The sequence below is a fragment of the Aeromonas sp. ASNIH7 genome, assembly GCF_002903485.1.
Classification (GTDB): domain Bacteria; phylum Pseudomonadota; class Gammaproteobacteria; order Enterobacterales; family Aeromonadaceae; genus Aeromonas; species Aeromonas caviae.
Genome location: NZ_CP026226.1, coordinates 2,223,192 through 2,238,832, shown reverse-complemented (window position 1 = coordinate 2,238,832; position 15,641 = coordinate 2,223,192). Strand labels below are relative to the sequence as shown.

Sequence of the window (15,641 nt, the reverse complement as noted above, 5' to 3'; positions counted from 1 at the left end):
CCCCGCCGAGGAGCACATTGTGAGCCGTGCGCGGGCGACGCAGGATCAGCACCACTTCTGGCACGATCCCGCCCTGCCCTTCATCGAGGCGCGGGCGGTGCAGGATGGCCGGCGCGTCTGCTATGACAAGCACAGCCACCCCCACTTCTCCATCGGTGCCATCACCGGCGGCCACAGCCACTACCTCAACCAGCGCAGCCTGCAAGAGGTCGGCCGCGGCAGCCTGGTGCTGATGAACCCGGAAGAGGTGCACGCCTGCAATCCCGTCGCTGACCAGCCCTGGTCCTATCTGATGTTCTACATCGACAACCTCTGGTTGCAGCGCCAGCAGGAGGAGGCCGGGCTCGGCAACGCGTTTCGCCCCTTCGACATGACCGCAAGCCGGGATCCCCTGCTCTACCAGGGGCTCTGCCGGCTTCATCGGCAACTGGTGGCGGAGCCGGATCCCCTGGCTCGCGAAGTGGCCTGCCACCTCTTCAGCCGCCAGCTTCTGGCCAGGCTCACCCCGGCCAAGTGGGATGACCGCCCTCCCCGGCACCTGCAGCAAGCCGCCGAGCTGATGCAGGACGAGAGTGCCTGCGCCCTCACCCTGGCACAGCTGAGTGCGGTGGCCGGGCTTACCCCTTCCTACTTCGTGCGTACCTTCAGCCGCCACTACGGCATGACGCCCCACGCCTACCTGCTCGATCAGCGCATTCGCCACGCCCGCACCCTGCTGCGCCAGGGGCAGCCCCTGGCGGAAGTGGCCCTTGCCAGCGGTTTTGCCGATCAGGCCCACTTCCAGCGCCAGTTCAAACGCCGGGTGGCCGCCACCCCGGGCCAGTACAGAGCGCAGCTCGCCCCTCAGGACGAGCGCACCAGATAGGCGGCGCTGAGCAGCAGCAAGAGCGCCATGGCCCGATTGAACCAGCGCAACCGGCGGGGAGAGACCAGCCACCCCTGCAATCGGCTGCCCGCATAGGCCCAGCAGGCGATGGAGCCGAGGCAGATCACCAGATAGATGCCGGTAAAGAGGGCGATCTGGCTCATGCCGCCCGCGATCCCATAGGCTCCCATCCCCATGCTGGCGGCGAGCCAGGCCTTGGGATTGAGCCACTGCATCAAGGCCCCGTACCAGAAAGCGGGGGGTACGCCCTCCACTTCCTCCACCTCGCCGCTGTCCACCAGCAACTGCCAGGCCATCCAGCCGAGAAAGAGCACGCCGCCCCAGTGAATGGCCCCCAGCGCCACAGGCCAGCGGGACAGGGCGCCGCCAAGACCCAGCCCCATCAGCAGGAGCAGCAGGATGAAGCCGAGGGTGGCCCCCACCACGTGGCGCAGGCTGGCCGTGAAACCGTACCGGGCGCCGGTGCCAAGGGCGACCAGATTGACCGGCCCCGGGGAGATGGACATGGCCAGGGCAAACCCGGCCATGGATAACAGCAGACTGAATTCCATGGATGATGCTCGTTCAATTGAGGGAAGCCCGAGCCTACCCGGCCCGGGCGGCCCGATATTGAAGAAAATTGCGATCCCCTGGATGCCGCCCCCATTGCACACTTAGCGCAAACCGCCGCTTGCGGTAAACTGCCCTTCAACCCTCCATTTTCAGGACATCTCAATGGACCAGTTTGCCCATATCAGCGCCCATGATGCCCACCAGAAGCTGAGCGCAGGCGAAGCCCGTCTCGTGGACATTCGCGATCCCCAATCCTTCGAGACGGCCCACGCGGTCGGCGCCTTCCACCTCACCAACGGCACCCTGGTTCGCTTTATGAACGAGGTGGACTTCGATACCCCCGTCATCGTGATGTGCTATCACGGCAACAGCAGCCAGGGGGCGGCCCAGTACCTGCTGCAACAGGGCTATGACGAGGTCTATAGCCTGGATGGCGGTTTCGAGGCCTGGCGCAGGGAGTTCCCCATCCAGGCGGGGGACGCATGACAGAGGCGGGTCGCTCCTCCTCGACCGGCATGATCCAACTGCTGGTGCTGGGCGACGCCCGCATGGCCCAGGCGCTGGTGGATTATCTCGCTACCCTGGGCATTCCGTGCGAGCTGACCCAGTCCGAGCTCGGCGTCTCGGTCTGGCTGGCGGACGAACGGCGCCTCGCCCAGGCCCAGCAGGAGGTCAAACGCTTCCTGAGCGAACCCAATCATCCCCGCTACATGGAGGCCTCCTGGCAATCCGGCCATGCCGATGCCCGGATCGACTACAGCAAGGGGATGACGGATCCGGTCACCGACTTCCTCCACCAGGCGGGCCCTCTGACCCTGGTGGTCATCATCGCCTGCCTGGCCATCTACGCTCTGGATGCCATCGGCCTGCCCATCTTCGACGAGCTCGCCTTCCACCCCACCCTGGCCCAGTTCACCGACTGGCAGGCCTGGCGCTACGTCACTCCGGCCTTCATCCACTTCTCGGTGCTGCACCTGGTGTTCAACCTGTTGTGGTGGTGGTATCTCGGTGGTCAGATCGAGCAGCGCCTTGGCAGCGGCAAGCTGTTCATCCTGCTCATCGTCGGGGCTGCCCTGCCCAATATCGCCGAGTTCTTTGCCAGCGGCCCGCGCTTTGGCGGCCTCTCCGGGGTGGTCTATGCCCTGCTCGGCTACAGCTGGCTGCGAACCAGGCTGCAACCGGATTGCGGCCTCGCCATGCCGCCAGCCCTGATGGGCTTCATGCTGGTCTGGCTGGTGCTCGGCTTCCTGGACATGCTCGGCACCCCCACCGCCAACATGGCCCATTTGGTCGGCCTGCTGGTCGGTCTTGCCCAAGGCTGGCTGGACAGGCACCACAGGCCGGGGTGAGGCCTGGTTGCCGGCAACTGCTCGGCAACCAAAGCGACCACCAACATAGCTCACCTGGCGGGCCTGCTGGTCGGCCTTGCCCAAGGCTGGCTGGACAGACACCACAGGCCGGGGTGACGCCTGGTTCCGGCAACGGCTCGGCAACCATAGCGACCACCAACATAGCTCACCGGCGGGCCTGCTGGTCGGCCTTGCCCAGGGCTGGCTGGACAGACACCACAGGCCGGGGTGAGGCCTGGTTGCCGGCAACGGCTCGGCAACCAAAGCGACCACCAACATGGCTCACCTGGCGGGCCTGCTGATCGGTCTTGCCCAAGGCTGGCTGGACAGGCGCCACAGGCCAGCCTGAGCCGATTTGCCATAAAAAAACGCCGCCCCAAGGGGCGGCGTTTTTATTGGTCGGCCGGCTTACTGCTTGAGCAGGCTGCCGTCGGTCACCTTGACCGCGGTACCGCCGCTTGCGAAGAAGCTGCCGAACTGGGTCTGCATCTCGGTGGTGACGGCGCCGGTCGGATCGAAGTTCTCGTCCGGTGCCAGCAGCGAGCTGTGACCCCCGGCCACGAAGCGGGCCGCTCTGTGGTTGGCGGCGCCGGTGGCGGTCAGCGGTTGCAGGGCCAGGACCTTGAACAGCGGCTCTGTGCCACCCAGGGGGGCGGTGGCGATGCTGTTCGGGATCACTCGATCCGACAGGCTCAGGGCGCCGTCGCCGACGATTTCGGTGGCAAACAGCGGGAAGTCCGCCGCGATACCGCTCCCCAGGTTGATGGGGTCTGCCGAATCCAGCACCGACTGCGCCGCGAAGCTGTAGCTCTGCAGGGTGCTGGCCGCCGTGGCCTGGGTGGCCGCATCCTGGCTCGGCAGGAACTCGTTGACGAAGCAGGTCGGCACCGCCGTCTTGCAGTTCGGGGCGTAGGCGGTGAAGGCTGCCTTCAGGGCCGCACTGCCAGCGGTCAGCACGCTCATCTGGATGGTCGGGCCGAAAGTCGGCGAGTTCAGCAACAGCGGCGCTATGCCGCCACCCGGCATGGCCAGGCCGCCAGTGTCGAACTTGAACAGGGCGTCTGCCGTCGGGTTGCCAACAGACTGGTTGGCCACCGCCAGCAGGTTGGCCCCCGCGATGGCACCCAGAGAGTGACCCAGGAAGTGTACCTTGAGGCTGCCAGCAGTGCCGATAGCCCCCTTGGCATTTGCCAGCCCCACCGCCAGACGCAGGCCCAGCAGATCCGCCACGCTCTGTTTCAGGTTGTCGCGGGCCACGGTCAGGTAGCTCAGGTTCAGGTAGGGGGTCGGGTTGTCGGAGGTGGTCACCGAGTCCATGCTGCCGGTCAGGGCGAAGCCGCGTTCACCGTGCAACGGATGATCGATCACCACCACGGCCACGTTCTTGCTCGCCTGGGCACCGGCACCAATCTGGCCAAGGGCCAGGGCGTAGGCGTTCTCCTTCACGGAGGTGACGCCGTGCTGATAGATGATCACGTCGGTGATGTTCGCCAGCGGTGCGGCGGCGAAGATCCGCATCGGGACGGACTGCACCTCTTCCAATGCCGGCAGCGGGTTGAAGCGCCCGATATTCATCTCGGGATCCAGCGCCTTGCCGCCGGAGGTGAGGGTCACCCCGATCAACTTGCTCGCCTCCGCCAGCAGCTCGGCCTGGCGGCTCGGATCGGCGATGAGTTCGCCCAGCAGGGCCGGATCCACACCCGCCCCCACCAGGCCGCCGATCACTTCGGCATCCTGGGCCTTCAGGGCGTTCGCGATGGCGTAGAGGCTGGGGATGGCACCGTGCCAGGACTGGGTCTTCGCCTTGTCCCAGGAGCCGGCGGTGGCCGGGGAGGAGAGGAAGTAGGGCAGCTTGACGGTGCCGCTGTAGACGGTGGTGCCCAAGGCCAGATTGTGGAGTGGAGTGCCGTCACCAAAAGCGGCGGCAATCGCATCCTTCTGCTCCTGGGGCAGGAAGTTCTCGGCGTCCAGCTGGGTCAGGAAGGGGCTGCCGCCGCTCACCGACAGGGTATAGGTGCCAGGCAGGCTGGTATTGCCCAGGGCGTCCTGCTTCCACAGAGCGGCGGCGTCCAGGGTCGGGCTCTTGAGCACGGATGCGGCCGCCCCTTTCACCGCCACCAGCACGTCGGCGCCGGACTGGGTACCGAACCAGTCGGAGAAGATCACGTGATCGCTGGTGATGCCGGTGGCAGCCTTGAACAGCCCTTCCTGCAGCGCAATCAGGCCGCTGATGGTCTGCTCCTGGGCGTTGCTGCCGGTGCTGGTCTTGTAGTTGCTGTAGTCGCTCCCCGGTCGCAGGGGGGCACCCGTGCTGTCTTTGAGGGTATCGGTCGCCACTATCATGTAGTAGGAAGAGGGGTTGAGCGGCTTGAGCGGCACCAGATTCAGCTTGCCGGTCGTCTCAGCCACCACGAAGTCCACTCCGTAGGTCAGCACCTTTTTCACGCCGCTCGGACGCAGGGCCGCACTGTCAAACTCCAGCTCCATCAGGTAGAGGGGTGCCACGGAGGCTGCGAATTCAGCAGCGGCCGGCGCCTTGACCTGGATGCCGGAGGCCGTCACCGGCACTATCTGGATCGCCTGGGTAGTCGACCAGCCATCCAGGGTGGAGAGGGCGGACACCGGGTTGGAGAGATCCGCCGTTTCCGTGGAGAATTTCAGGGTACCGTCGGTCGCACGGGCTGCCAGGGCGCTGGGTCGGACTGCATTGGAGCCGCTCAGCAGATAATCGAGATAGCTTGAGGTATCGCCTGTGTTGTCGTCACTGCCACCACAACCGCTCAGCAGCGCACTGACGACGGCCGCGTAAATTAGCTTTTTCTTCATATCCTTATCTCTTTTATGTTGTTATCCATGATGAGCCTGACGGGGTAGGGTTCAAACCCGACCGAATCATATTAACAGCAACGCAACAATTAATAAGCCTCTGGTCAGTCATCTGATCTGATTTTTTTGTGTACACCATCAAGGAATTGGAATTGATTCCCGGTGTCACAGGGTAGCAGCCAGGGTGCATCAACCAGACCCGACCAGAGCCCGATGGGATCCATGGCGCAAAAAGCCGCCCCGATCTCGGCAAAGGGGACGATTTGTCGGTAGAATGGCGCCATTGCTTAAGGAGACCCCCATGATCGACCCGAAAAAACTGGAAGAGATCGCCAAACAGATACACAACGCCCTGCCCCCCGGCATTCGCAGCATGGGTGAAGAGGTGGAGAAAAAGACCCGTCAGGTCTTGCAGGCCCAGCTCAACAAGCTGGATCTGGTGAGCCGCGAGGAGTTCGACGTGCAGACCAAGGTGCTGCTGCGCACCCGGGAGAAGCTGACCGCCCTCGAGGCCAAGCTGGCCCAGCTCGAGCAGCAGCTCGCTGCCAAGGGCGAATGATCCGGCGTGACCCGCCGTAGATAGCACAAACCCCAGCCAGGCTGGGGTTTGTCGTTTTTATGGGGACAACGAGTTTCTCATCCCCCCTTCTCTCGCAAGACGATAAGGGGGCAGATCGACGCTCTGCGGTTGGCCGTGGTCAGATAAACTCGTAGGCATCGCCGAAGATGCGCTCGGGCTCGGCGCCCAGCACCTTGAACTCTTCCCGCGCGGCACCGGCCATCTCGAAGCGGCCCGCCACATAGATGTCGTAGTCATGCAGGCTGACGAAGTCATCCATGATGGCCTTGTGCACCAGCCCGGTCCTGCCGGTCCAGTCGCTCTCGGGCTCCTGCACCACGGGAATGAAGGTCAGCGGCGCATAGTCGCGCTCCCACTGCTGCATCTGCTCCAGCTCGTAGAGCCAGTGCGCCTGGCGTACCCCCCAGTAGAGGAACACCGGACGCTTGCTGCCGCTGCCGATCAGGTATTCCAGGATGGCGCGGGCATAGGAGAAGCCGGTGCCTCCCGCCATCAGGATCAGCGGTCGGGGGGATTCGTCGCGCAGGAACGCCTTGCCGGCGGCCAGCTCGACCTCGATCTCTCCCTGCTCGCGCATGCGGGCCAGCACCTGACCGGCATAGGCATTCTCGGGAGTGGCACCGATCTGCAGCTCCAGCACGCCGGAGCGGGTCGGCGAGTTGGCGATGGAGAAGGGGCGCTTGTCCGAATCGCTCATCACCACCAGCAGATACTGGCCCGGCTTGAAGCTCACCTCCTGCTGCGGCGCCAGCGCCACGTGCCAGATGGTGTCGACATATTCGCGCAGTTCCTCTACGCGGCACTTGATACGTTGCATTCTTGTCCTTGTGAGGGGCCTGCCCGGCCCGCTTCGCTCATGGTTTCACTGTTTTTATGGCGACCAGTTGGTGGTCAGGTCCGTCGAGCATACCCAATTCGGCACGGCAATACCGCACTTTTGCGTCACAATGGCCGCGCCGCATCGGGGATCCCTCAGTCGAGGATCTTCAGCTCGTCCCAGATGGCATCGATCTTCTGCTTTACCGCCTCGTCCTGGACGATGGGCTGACCCCACTCCCGGTTGCTCTCCCCCGGCCACTTGTTGGTGGCATCCAGCCCCATCTTGGAGCCGAGCCCGGAGACCGGCGAGGCGAAGTCCAGGTAGTCGATGGGGGTGTGCTCGATCAGGGTGGTGTCCCGAGCCGGGTCCATCCGGGTGGTGATGGCCCAGATCACGTCCTTCCAGTCGCGGGCGTTGATGTCGTCATCGCAGACGATCACGAACTTGGTGTACATGAACTGGCGCAGGAAGGACCAGACTCCCAGCATCACCCGCTTGGCGTGGCCAGGGTAACGCTTCTTGATGGTCACCACCGCCATCCGGTAGGAGCACCCCTCCGGCGGCAGGTAGAAATCCACTATCTCGGGGAACTGCTTCTGCAACAGCGGCACGAACACCTCGTTGAGCGCCACCCCGAGCACCGCCGGCTCATCGGGCGGACGGCCGGTGTAGGTGCTGTGGTAGATGGCATCCCGGCGCATGGTCATGTGGGTGATGGTGAAGACCGGGAACTCGTCCACTTCGTTGTAGTAGCCGGTGTGATCGCCGTAAGGCCCTTCGGGGGCCATCTCCCCCGGCTCCAGATAGCCTTCCAGCACGATCTCGGCGCTGGCGGGCACTTCCAGATCGCAGCTCAGCGCCTTCACCACCTCGGTACGGCTACCCCGCAGCAGACCGGCAAAGGCGTATTCGGAGAGGCTGTCCGGCACCGGCGTCACCGCGCCCAGGATGGTCGCCGGATCGGCGCCCAGCGCCACCGCCACCGGGAAGCGTTCGCCCGGGTGGGCCTCCTGCCACTCGCGAAAATCGATGGCGCCACCCCGGTGATCCAGCCAGCGCATGATCAGCTTGTTCTTGCCGATCTTTTGCTGGCGATAGATGCCGAGGTTCTGTCGCTTCTTGTAGGGACCGCGGGTGATGGTCAGACCCCAGGTGACCAGGGGCGCCACATCCCCGGGCCAGCAGTGCTGGATGGGGATCTGATCCAGATCCACCGCGTCCCCTTCCAGCACCACCTGCTGACAGGGGGCCGAAGAGAGCCGCTTGGTCGGCATGTTGAGCACCTGCTTGAAGATGGGCAGCTTCTCCATCAGCTCCTTGAGCCCGCGAGGCGGCTCCGGCTCTTTCAGGTAGGAGAGCCAGGTCCCCACCTGGCGCAGGGCGCTGACGTTGGGCTGGCCCATGCCCATGGCAACCCGGTCCGGCGTACCGAACAGGTTGGTCAACACCGGCATGGTGTAGCCCTTGGGATTTTCAAACAGCAGGGCAGGCCCGCCCGCCCGCAGGGTGCGGTCGCTGATCTCGGTCATCTCCAGATAGGGGTCTATCTCGTGACTGATGCGCCTGAGCTGTCCGTTTTGTTCCAACTGCGCGATAAAATCACGCAAGTCCTTGTATTTCATGCAAGTACCCCAGCGGGATCAGGTGGTCCCGCATTATAACCCTGGCGGCGTATCCGGTGTACCCGTATCGAACCTCATGACGGACGAGGCGTGTCGCCGCTCCTGAAGCGTCAGCCGGTTTGCCAATTGACCCAGGAGCCTGGGCTCGTCCATCTGCAACAACAGGCCGGCCACCAGCCCGCCATACTGGTGCTTGCCGAGTTCGGCCAGGAGGAACTGCTGGGCCCCGTCCGGCAAGGGGGAGAGGCGGCTGAGCTGGTGCAGGGCGGGGACCATCAGGCGGCTGTTCTGGCTGGCGGCGATCAGCAGATCGCTCGCCTCCTGCCCTGAATAAAAGCGGGAAATGGTGTGCAGTGCAGTCAGGCTATCGTGATCCACTGGCTGACGCCACAGCTTGAGGTAGAGTGCCGTCTCCCCGGTCTGTTCGATGAAGTGCAGCAGCAACTGGTTGTCCGGCAGGAAGAGATTGAGGGCGGCAAGCCGCTGCGCCTCCCGACGCAGCACGGATACCGGCTGCCGATCGAGCACCGCCAGCAGGGCCTGCTGCTGCTGTGCCAGCTCGGGATTGCGGCTGTAGTAGACCTGCTTGAAGTCGAAGCGATCCTGCTCCAGCAACTGGCGATAGTTGTCCTGCCAAGCCAGCTGCTGCCAGTGGCTCAGCACCAGCCGGGCCTCGGCGGGGAAGTCATAGGCGGGTAGCTGCACCAGGAAACCGTCCACCTTCCCTTCCACCAGCCATTGTGGCGCCTTGGCCGCTTGTGCCCGCACCCAGGCCAGCAGCGCCGGGCTCGGTGCGCCCGATGACTTGAGCTCACCCAGCAACTGGAACAACAGGAACTCCCGCTGCCCCATCGACAGGGTCTCGAGCAACGAGTCCATGGCATCAAACTGCCCGAGCGCCATGCGGCCGTCCAGGTACGCCCGATGCCCCTCCAGTCCCTCGTCCGCCACCAGGGGAGCCTGCAATTGCGGCGGGGAATCGGCATGCACCGGGGCCGCCAGCCACAACCAACCCATCCATATGAACAACACCAGCTTCATGACGTCCCTTTCCTTGTGACATCGAGGCTTCATACTACTAAGCCAGCCGTGAAATAGATAAACAAAAACCGCGACCTGGGCCGCGGTTTTGTCATTGAAGAGGCTGTTACTTCTGTTGACGCTTCATGGAGTCGAAAAACTCGTCGTTGGTCTTGGTCGCAGCCAGCTTGTCGATGAGGAACTCGATGCTGTCGATCTCGCCCATGGGGTGAATGATCTTGCGCAGGATCCACATCTTCTGCAGCTCGTCCGGTGCGGTCAGCAGCTCTTCCTTGCGGGTGCCGGAGCGGGTGATGTCGATGGCCGGGTAGACGCGCTTCTCGGCAATCTTGCGCGAGAGGTGCAGTTCCATGTTGCCGGTACCCTTGAACTCTTCGTAGATGACTTCATCCATCTTGGAGCCGGTATCGATCAGCGCGGTGGCGATGATGGTCAGGCTGCCGCCCTCTTCGACGTTGCGCGCCGCACCGAAGAAACGCTTCGGACGGTGCAGGGCGTTGGCGTCCACACCACCGGTCAGCACCTTGCCGGAAGACGGGATGACGGTGTTGTAGGCGCGGGCCAGACGGGTGATGGAGTCCAGCAGGATCACCACGTCCTTCTTGTGCTCGACCAGACGCTTGGCCTTCTCGATCACCATTTCGGCGACCTGGACGTGACGGGAGGCCGGCTCGTCGAAGGTGGAGGCGATCACTTCGCCCTTCACCATCCGCTGCATCTCGGTCACTTCTTCCGGACGCTCGTCAATCAGCAGCACGATCAGCTCACAATCCGGGTGGTTGTAGGCGATGCTCTGGGCGATGTTCTGCAGCAGCATGGTCTTACCGGCCTTGGGCGGTGCAACGATGAGACCGCGCTGGCCCTTGCCGATCGGGGATGCCAGATCCAGTACACGGGCGGTGATGTCCTCGGTGGAACCGTTGCCACGCTCCATGCGCAGACGCTCGTTGGCGTGCAGGGGAGTGAGGTTTTCAAACAGGATCTTGTTGCGGGAGTTTTCCGGACGGTCGTAGTTGACGTCGTTGACCTTGAGCAGGGCGAAATAGCGCTCGCCCTCTTTCGGCGGCCGGATCTTGCCGGAAATGGTATCGCCGGTACGCAGGTTGAAGCGGCGGATCTGGCTCGGGGAGACATAGATGTCATCCGGACCAGCGAGATAAGAGCCGTCTGCACTGCGCAGGAAACCGAAACCGTCGGTCAGGATTTCCAGCACACCGTCGCCAAAGATATCCTCGCCGCCCTTGGCGTGCGCCTTGAGGATTGCAAAGATAATGTCTTTCTTGTGCGCCCGAGCCAGATTTTCCAACCCCATGGATTCGCCAAGCTGGACCAGCTCGGACACAGGAGTGTTCTTAAGTTCAGTCAGATTCATAGTGGTGAAAGTCTGTAAGCAAGGATTGAAATGAGGAGACAGTCTGCTGGATTGATGCTGATCGGATTTGACTTGCCAGGCTGGTAGTTAAGCAAAGAGTCAGGCAAAAAGGTTAGCAAACGAGCGATAAACTAGCACCAATCAGGGTGAGCGTCTAGGTGATAAAACACAAGGAGCGCATTATTGCAATGCGCTCCTTCTTGATTATTACAGGTTGCCGTCCAGGAACTCTTTCAGTTGGGTCTTGGACAGGGCGCCGACCTTGGTCGCTGCCACTTCACCATTCTTGAACAGCAGCAGGGTCGGGATACCACGAATGCCGTACTTGGGCGGAGTGTCGGCGTTATGATCGATGTTCAATTTCGCCACGGTCACGCGACCTTCATATTCCTGAGCAACTTCGTTCAGGATCGGGGCAATCATCTTGCACGGTCCACACCATTCGGCCCAGAAATCGACCAGAACAGGGCTGTCGGCGTTGATTACATCGGCCTCGAAGCTGGCATCGCTCAGCTGAACAATCTTGTCACTCATCTCCAACTCCAGTCAGTAATTAAGGCTTTATTGATGGTTCAACAAAGGCAATAGTTGCCCTATTTGAAATGATCCTGTTTATTATTGCAAGCCTAACCTGATAACCTACCGCCATGAGCAAAACACATCTAACGACCGAAAAATTCGCCCAAATGGGCCTCGAACCCGAAGTTCTGGCTGGTCTGGAATCAAAGGGATTTCACTATTGTACGCCCATCCAGGCACTGTCCCTTCCCCTGCTGGTTGAAGGTCATGACCTCGCCGGTCAGGCTCAGACGGGGACCGGCAAAACCCTGGCTTTCCTGGCGGCGACATTCAACTATTTGCTGACCCATCCGCTGACCAGGCCGCGCCTCATCAACCAGCCCCGCGCCATCATCATGGCCCCGACCCGGGAGCTGGCGGTCCAGATCTACAACGATGCAGAGAGCATGTCAGCCTCTACCGGGCTCAAGCTCGGTCTCGCCTATGGTGGCGAAGGCTACGACAAGCAGCTGGCCGTGCTGGAACAGGGCGTCGACATCCTGATCGGCACCACGGGTCGCATCATCGACTACTTCAAGTCCAAGGTCATCGATCTCGGCAACATCCAGGTCGTGGTACTGGACGAAGCGGATCGCATGTTCGATCTCGGCTTCATCAAGGACATCCGCTTCCTGTTCCGCCGCATGCCGCCCGCCACCGAGCGTCTGAGCATGCTGTTCTCCGCCACCCTCTCCCTGCGCGTGCAGGAGCTGGCCTATGAACACATGAACCACCCGGAACATGTGCAGGTCGAACCGGAACAGATGACCGGCGTGCGGATCAAGGAGGAGCTCTTCTACCCCTCCAACGAAGACAAGATGTTGCTGCTGCTCTCCCTGATGGAAGAGGAGTGGCCCGAGAAAGCCATCGTCTTCGCCAACACCAAGCACGTCTGTGAAGACGTTCACGCCTGGCTGGAGAACGACGGCCACCGCGTCGGCCTGCTGACCGGCGACGTGCCGCAGAAGAAGCGGATGAAGATCCTGGAAGAGTTCACCAAGGGCACCCTGGATATCCTGGTCGCCACCGACGTGGCTGCCCGTGGTCTGCACATCCCCGACGTGACCCACGTCTTCAACTACGACCTGCCCGACGATGCCGAAGACTATGTCCACCGCATCGGTCGTACCGGCCGCGCCGGCAGAAGCGGTCATTCCATCAGCCTGGCCTGTGAAGACTATGCCTTCAACCTGCCGGCCATCGAGGAGTACATCCACCACCCCATCCCGGTCAGCAAGTATGACCGCGAGGCGCTGCTGGATGACGTCACCGCGCCGAAACGGGTGTTCCGCAACCGCCAGCCGGTGAACCGCAACATGCGGGATCGCCAGGGCGGTGGCAACAGCAACAACCGTCGTCGCCCCCCCCGCAAGAACTGAGGGATCGGCCAAGTTGCACAACTCGCCTCTCTATGCCGCCATCGACCTCGGCTCCAACAGCTTTCACATGCTGGTGGTGCGCGAGGTCGCCGGTGCCCTGCGCACCGTCACCAAGGTCAAGCGCAAGGTACGCCTCGCCGCGGGCCTCGATGCCGATTTTCGCCTCAACCGTGCCGCCATGGAGCGGGGCTGGGATTGTCTGCGCCTCTTCTCCGAGCAGTTGCAGGACATCCCGTCCGACAACATCCGGGTAGTGGGCACCGCCACCCTGCGCCTGGCCACCAACGTCGACGAATTCATCAGCGAAGCGGAACGGGTGCTCAACCACAGTATCGAGATCATCTCGGGCGAGGAAGAAGCCAAGACCATCTATGAAGGAGTCTCCTGGACGTCGGCAGGGGAAGGCAATCGGCTGGTGATCGACATCGGCGGCGCCAGCACCGAGCTGGTGATCGGCGAGCAGAGCGAAGCCAAGCTGCTCAACAGCCTACACATGGGCTGCGTCACCTGGCTCAACAACCACTTCGGTGATGGCGAGCTCTCCGAGGCGCGCTTCAACCAGGCCATTGCCGCCGCCAAGGCGGTACTGGAGAAAGTGGCTGCGGACTACCGTGTCCTCGGCTGGCGCACCTGCGTCGGCGCCTCCGGCACCGTCCAGGCGCTGCAGGAGATCATGCTGGCCCAGGGCAAGAGCGAGCGGGTCACCCTGCCCAAGTTGCAAGAGCTGATGGGTCAGGCCATCGCCTGCGGCAGACTCGATCAGTTGCAGCTCGAAGGGCTGGCGGCCGAACGGCTGACCGTGTTCCCCTCCGGTCTCGCCATCCTGATCGCCATCTTCGAGACCCTCGACATCGAGAGCATGACCCTGGCGGGCGGTGCCCTGCGTGAAGGGCTCATCTACGGCCTGCTCGGCAACAATCACGACTGTGATGCCCGGGATCGCACCGCCGACAGCCTGATCAGCCGCTACCAGCTCGACAAGGAGCACGCCGAGCGGGTCCGCGACACTGCCATCGAGGCGTTCACCCAGTTGCAGCCGGCCTGGCGCCTCTCCAAGCGCTACGGCCGCCCGATCCTGCGCTACGCGGCCCTGCTGCACGAAATTGGTCTGTGCATCGAGTACAAGAAGGCGCCGCAGCACGCCGCCTACATCATCGACAACATCGACATGCCGGGCTTCACCCCCGCGCAGAAGAAGCTGCTGTCGGCCCTGCTGTTCAACCAGCGGGATGAATTCAAGCTGGAGCCGCTGGAGAAACAGGGTGCCGTCACCGGTCGCCAGGCGATCCGGCTGGCCCGCATCCTGCGCATCTCCCTCATCCTCTGCATGCGCCGGACCCAGGGCACTGTGCCCAGGTTCATGCTGCAAGCCGATGAAGATGCCCTGACCCTGACCCTGCCCAAGGGGTGGCTGGACGAGCACTACCTGCGCGCCAGCGAGCTGCGCCTCGAGGTGGAACGCCAGCAGAAGATGGGCTGGTCCACCCGGCTGCTGGAAGCCTGAGGCGCACACCCCATGGCCGATTACCAACCCGTCAGCTGTGACCTGTACGACTGGCTGGAGATCGCCGCAAGCTGGCAACTGCCCGTCACGATCACCGACCGGGATGGACGAACCTGGGCGGACAGGATCCGCACCATAGAAGCCAGCGACGGAGTGGAATATCTGCTGCTGGAGCGCGCTGAGCGCCTCAGCCTGGCGGACCTGGCAACCCTGGAACTCGTCTGGCAAGGGGAAGAAAAGCGGATCCACTTCGCCCCACCCCGCAGCCAATGAATAGCAAGAGGGCCAACCTGATCAGGTTGGCCCTCTTCGTTTGACGCTCAGACTCCCTGCCAGTCGCCACTCAACTCGCCAGCGCCGCCATCACATAGACGTCGAAGCGGTTGCTCTTGGTCTCGATGGCCATGCTGGGCTTGTGCTCGTTGAGCCAGCCCGCATAGTCGGGCCGCTTCACCACCACCCGCTTGTCAGCCATCCTGAGCGCCGCCGGCAGCAGGGCATCCGCGTCGAGATCCGCCCCCACCAGGGACTGGAACACCCGCATCTCTTTTTTCACCAGCGCCGACTTCTGCTTGTGGGGGAACATGGGATCCAGGTAGATGACCTCCGGCCGCTCGGTCAGCGCCAGCAGGGTCTCCACCGCCGGGCCTTGCAGCAGTTGCATCCGCTCGCGCACCCAGGGGCCTATCTCGGGATCCTGCGCCGCCCGGGTCAGACCGTCCTGGAGCAGGGCCGCCACCACGGGGCTGCGTTCGATCAGGGTCACCTTGCAGCCGAGGGAGGCGAGCACGAAGGCATCGCGCCCGAGCCCGGCGGTGGCATCCACCACGGTCGGCATGGCTCCCGACTTCAATCCCACCGCCTTGGCGATGGACTGGCCGCGCCCGCCACCGAACTTGCGCCTATGGGCCACCGCCCCTTCCACGAAGTCCACATAGACGGCCCCCAGCTTGGGTTCGTCCAGCTTGCGCAGCTCCAACCGCGATTCGGTCAGCACCAGGGCGAAGGGAGCGGGAAACGCCACGTCGGCAAGGCGCTGGCGCAGGGCGTCGAGCTCGCCATCGCGGGCGGGCACTTCACTGAAAACCTGAATATGGGGCATAACATGGACTCATCACGGCGCAGAAGCCGGCATGATAGCAGAAGCGGGGG

General features: G+C 63.1%; 16 protein-coding genes. 7 read left to right on the top strand and 9 right to left on the bottom strand.

All coding sequences use genetic code 11. The features are described 5' to 3' along the window. Nucleotides 1-19: 19 nt before the first annotated feature. Nucleotides 20-865 carry a helix-turn-helix transcriptional regulator gene (locus C2U47_RS10535; protein WP_049636364.1) on the top strand — a complete coding sequence of 282 codons (846 nt, stop codon included), beginning with the start codon at nucleotides 20-22 and terminating at the stop codon, nucleotides 863-865. Here the strand turns inward: C2U47_RS10535 and C2U47_RS10530 are convergent. Next, entirely contained in the window at nucleotides 844-1,437 is a 594-nt protein-coding gene (locus tag C2U47_RS10530; RefSeq protein ID WP_010672378.1) for a LysE family translocator, read from the bottom strand. The two genes, C2U47_RS10535 and C2U47_RS10530, sit on opposite strands and share 22 nt — an antisense overlap. Before the next feature lie 163 nt (nucleotides 1,438-1,600). Between C2U47_RS10530 and glpE the strand changes: the two genes are divergently transcribed. Together glpE and glpG are read left to right on the top strand one after the other, a co-directional pair. Then, nucleotides 1,601-1,924, top strand: coding sequence for a thiosulfate sulfurtransferase GlpE (gene glpE, locus C2U47_RS10525; protein ID WP_005307320.1), 324 nt, complete (start codon nucleotides 1,601-1,603; stop codon nucleotides 1,922-1,924). A gap of 29 nt (nucleotides 1,925-1,953) precedes the next feature. Further along, complete coding sequence (glpG, locus tag C2U47_RS10520; RefSeq protein WP_049636383.1) at nucleotides 1,954-2,787, top strand: rhomboid family intramembrane serine protease GlpG; 834 nt, start codon at nucleotides 1,954-1,956, stop codon at nucleotides 2,785-2,787. 166 nt (nucleotides 2,788-2,953) lie between these two features. On the opposite strand, the gene C2U47_RS22870 is transcribed toward glpG, so the two are convergent. Beyond that, entirely contained in the window at nucleotides 2,954-3,124 is a 171-nt protein-coding gene (locus tag C2U47_RS22870; protein WP_154670451.1) for a hypothetical protein, read from the bottom strand. Nucleotides 3,125-3,195: 71 nt separating this feature from the next. After that, complete coding sequence (locus C2U47_RS10515) at nucleotides 3,196-5,613, bottom strand: VolA/Pla-1 family phospholipase (protein WP_042864705.1); 2,418 nt, start codon at nucleotides 5,611-5,613, stop codon at nucleotides 3,196-3,198. Nucleotides 5,614-5,914: 301 nt separating this feature from the next. On the opposite strand from C2U47_RS10515, the gene ubiK reads away from it, so the two are divergent. Next, nucleotides 5,915-6,172: a ubiquinone biosynthesis accessory factor UbiK gene (gene ubiK, locus C2U47_RS10510; RefSeq protein WP_010672374.1), complete on the top strand. Its 258-nt coding sequence runs from the start codon at nucleotides 5,915-5,917 to the stop codon at nucleotides 6,170-6,172. A 139-nt stretch (nucleotides 6,173-6,311) separates the two neighbouring features. On the opposite strand, the gene fre is transcribed toward ubiK, so the two are convergent. The 5 genes from fre to trxA all read right to left on the bottom strand — a co-directional run bounded on the left by fre (nucleotide 6,312) and on the right by trxA (nucleotide 11,582). Further along, nucleotides 6,312-7,010, bottom strand: a complete 699-nt coding sequence (gene fre / locus C2U47_RS10505; RefSeq protein ID WP_010672373.1) for an NAD(P)H-flavin reductase — start codon at nucleotides 7,008-7,010, stop codon at nucleotides 6,312-6,314. Between the two features lie 155 nt (nucleotides 7,011-7,165). Beyond that, nucleotides 7,166-8,635 (bottom strand): 4-hydroxy-3-polyprenylbenzoate decarboxylase, encoded by a 1,470-nt coding sequence (gene ubiD / locus C2U47_RS10500; protein ID WP_049636363.1) that lies wholly within the window; start codon nucleotides 8,633-8,635, stop codon nucleotides 7,166-7,168. A gap of 33 nt (nucleotides 8,636-8,668) precedes the next feature. Beyond that, a complete protein-coding gene (locus C2U47_RS10495; protein WP_049636362.1) occupies nucleotides 8,669-9,676 on the bottom strand; it encodes a hypothetical protein in 1,008 nt (335 codons plus the stop codon). 106 nt (nucleotides 9,677-9,782) lie between these two features. Further along, a complete protein-coding gene (gene rho, locus C2U47_RS10490; protein ID WP_010672370.1) occupies nucleotides 9,783-11,048 on the bottom strand; it encodes a transcription termination factor Rho in 1,266 nt (421 codons plus the stop codon). 207 nt (nucleotides 11,049-11,255) lie between these two features. After that, entirely contained in the window at nucleotides 11,256-11,582 is a 327-nt protein-coding gene (gene trxA, locus C2U47_RS10485; RefSeq protein ID WP_010672369.1) for a thioredoxin TrxA, read from the bottom strand. 113 nt (nucleotides 11,583-11,695) lie between these two features. On the opposite strand from trxA, the gene rhlB reads away from it, so the two are divergent. The 3 genes from rhlB to C2U47_RS10470 are packed head-to-tail and all read left to right on the top strand — an operon-like array spanning nucleotide 11,696 to nucleotide 14,762. Further along, on the top strand, nucleotides 11,696-12,985 hold the full coding sequence (gene rhlB / locus C2U47_RS10480; protein ID WP_049636361.1) for an ATP-dependent RNA helicase RhlB: 1,290 nt from the start codon (nucleotides 11,696-11,698) through the stop codon (nucleotides 12,983-12,985). 13 nt (nucleotides 12,986-12,998) lie between these two features. Further along, on the top strand, nucleotides 12,999-14,489 hold the full coding sequence (gene gppA / locus C2U47_RS10475) for a guanosine-5'-triphosphate,3'-diphosphate diphosphatase (protein ID WP_049636360.1): 1,491 nt from the start codon (nucleotides 12,999-13,001) through the stop codon (nucleotides 14,487-14,489). A gap of 12 nt (nucleotides 14,490-14,501) precedes the next feature. Then, entirely contained in the window at nucleotides 14,502-14,762 is a 261-nt protein-coding gene (locus tag C2U47_RS10470; protein WP_041214156.1) for a Rho-binding antiterminator, read from the top strand. Nucleotides 14,763-14,832: 70 nt separating this feature from the next. Here C2U47_RS10470 and C2U47_RS10465 read toward each other — a convergent pair whose 3' ends face one another. Next, nucleotides 14,833-15,591 (bottom strand): class I SAM-dependent methyltransferase, encoded by a 759-nt coding sequence (locus C2U47_RS10465; RefSeq protein WP_202605911.1) that lies wholly within the window; start codon nucleotides 15,589-15,591, stop codon nucleotides 14,833-14,835. Nucleotides 15,592-15,641: the final 50 nt, after the last annotated feature.

Excerpts from the sequence above, each read along its gene's own strand:
- fre (WP_010672373.1), bottom strand. The coding sequence starts at position 7,010 with ATGCAACGTATCAAGTGCCGCGTAGAGGAACTGCGCGAATATGTCGAC.
- glpE (WP_005307320.1), top strand. The coding sequence starts at position 1,601 with ATGGACCAGTTTGCCCATATCAGCGCCCATGATGCCCACCAGAAGCTG.
- C2U47_RS10465 (WP_202605911.1), bottom strand. The coding sequence starts at position 15,591 with ATGCCCCATATTCAGGTTTTCAGTGAAGTGCCCGCCCGCGATGGCGAG.
- trxA (WP_010672369.1), bottom strand. The coding sequence starts at position 11,582 with ATGAGTGACAAGATTGTTCAGCTGAGCGATGCCAGCTTCGAGGCCGAT.
- rho (WP_010672370.1), bottom strand. The coding sequence starts at position 11,048 with ATGAATCTGACTGAACTTAAGAACACTCCTGTGTCCGAGCTGGTCCAG.
- C2U47_RS10495 (WP_049636362.1), bottom strand. The coding sequence starts at position 9,676 with ATGAAGCTGGTGTTGTTCATATGGATGGGTTGGTTGTGGCTGGCGGCC.
- C2U47_RS10470 (WP_041214156.1), top strand. The coding sequence starts at position 14,502 with ATGGCCGATTACCAACCCGTCAGCTGTGACCTGTACGACTGGCTGGAG.
- rhlB (WP_049636361.1), top strand. The coding sequence starts at position 11,696 with ATGAGCAAAACACATCTAACGACCGAAAAATTCGCCCAAATGGGCCTC.
- ubiK (WP_010672374.1), top strand. The coding sequence starts at position 5,915 with ATGATCGACCCGAAAAAACTGGAAGAGATCGCCAAACAGATACACAAC.
- glpG (WP_049636383.1), top strand. The coding sequence starts at position 1,954 with ATGATCCAACTGCTGGTGCTGGGCGACGCCCGCATGGCCCAGGCGCTG.
- C2U47_RS10515 (WP_042864705.1), bottom strand. The coding sequence starts at position 5,613 with ATGAAGAAAAAGCTAATTTACGCGGCCGTCGTCAGTGCGCTGCTGAGC.
- C2U47_RS10530 (WP_010672378.1), bottom strand. The coding sequence starts at position 1,437 with ATGGAATTCAGTCTGCTGTTATCCATGGCCGGGTTTGCCCTGGCCATG.
- ubiD (WP_049636363.1), bottom strand. The coding sequence starts at position 8,635 with ATGAAATACAAGGACTTGCGTGATTTTATCGCGCAGTTGGAACAAAAC.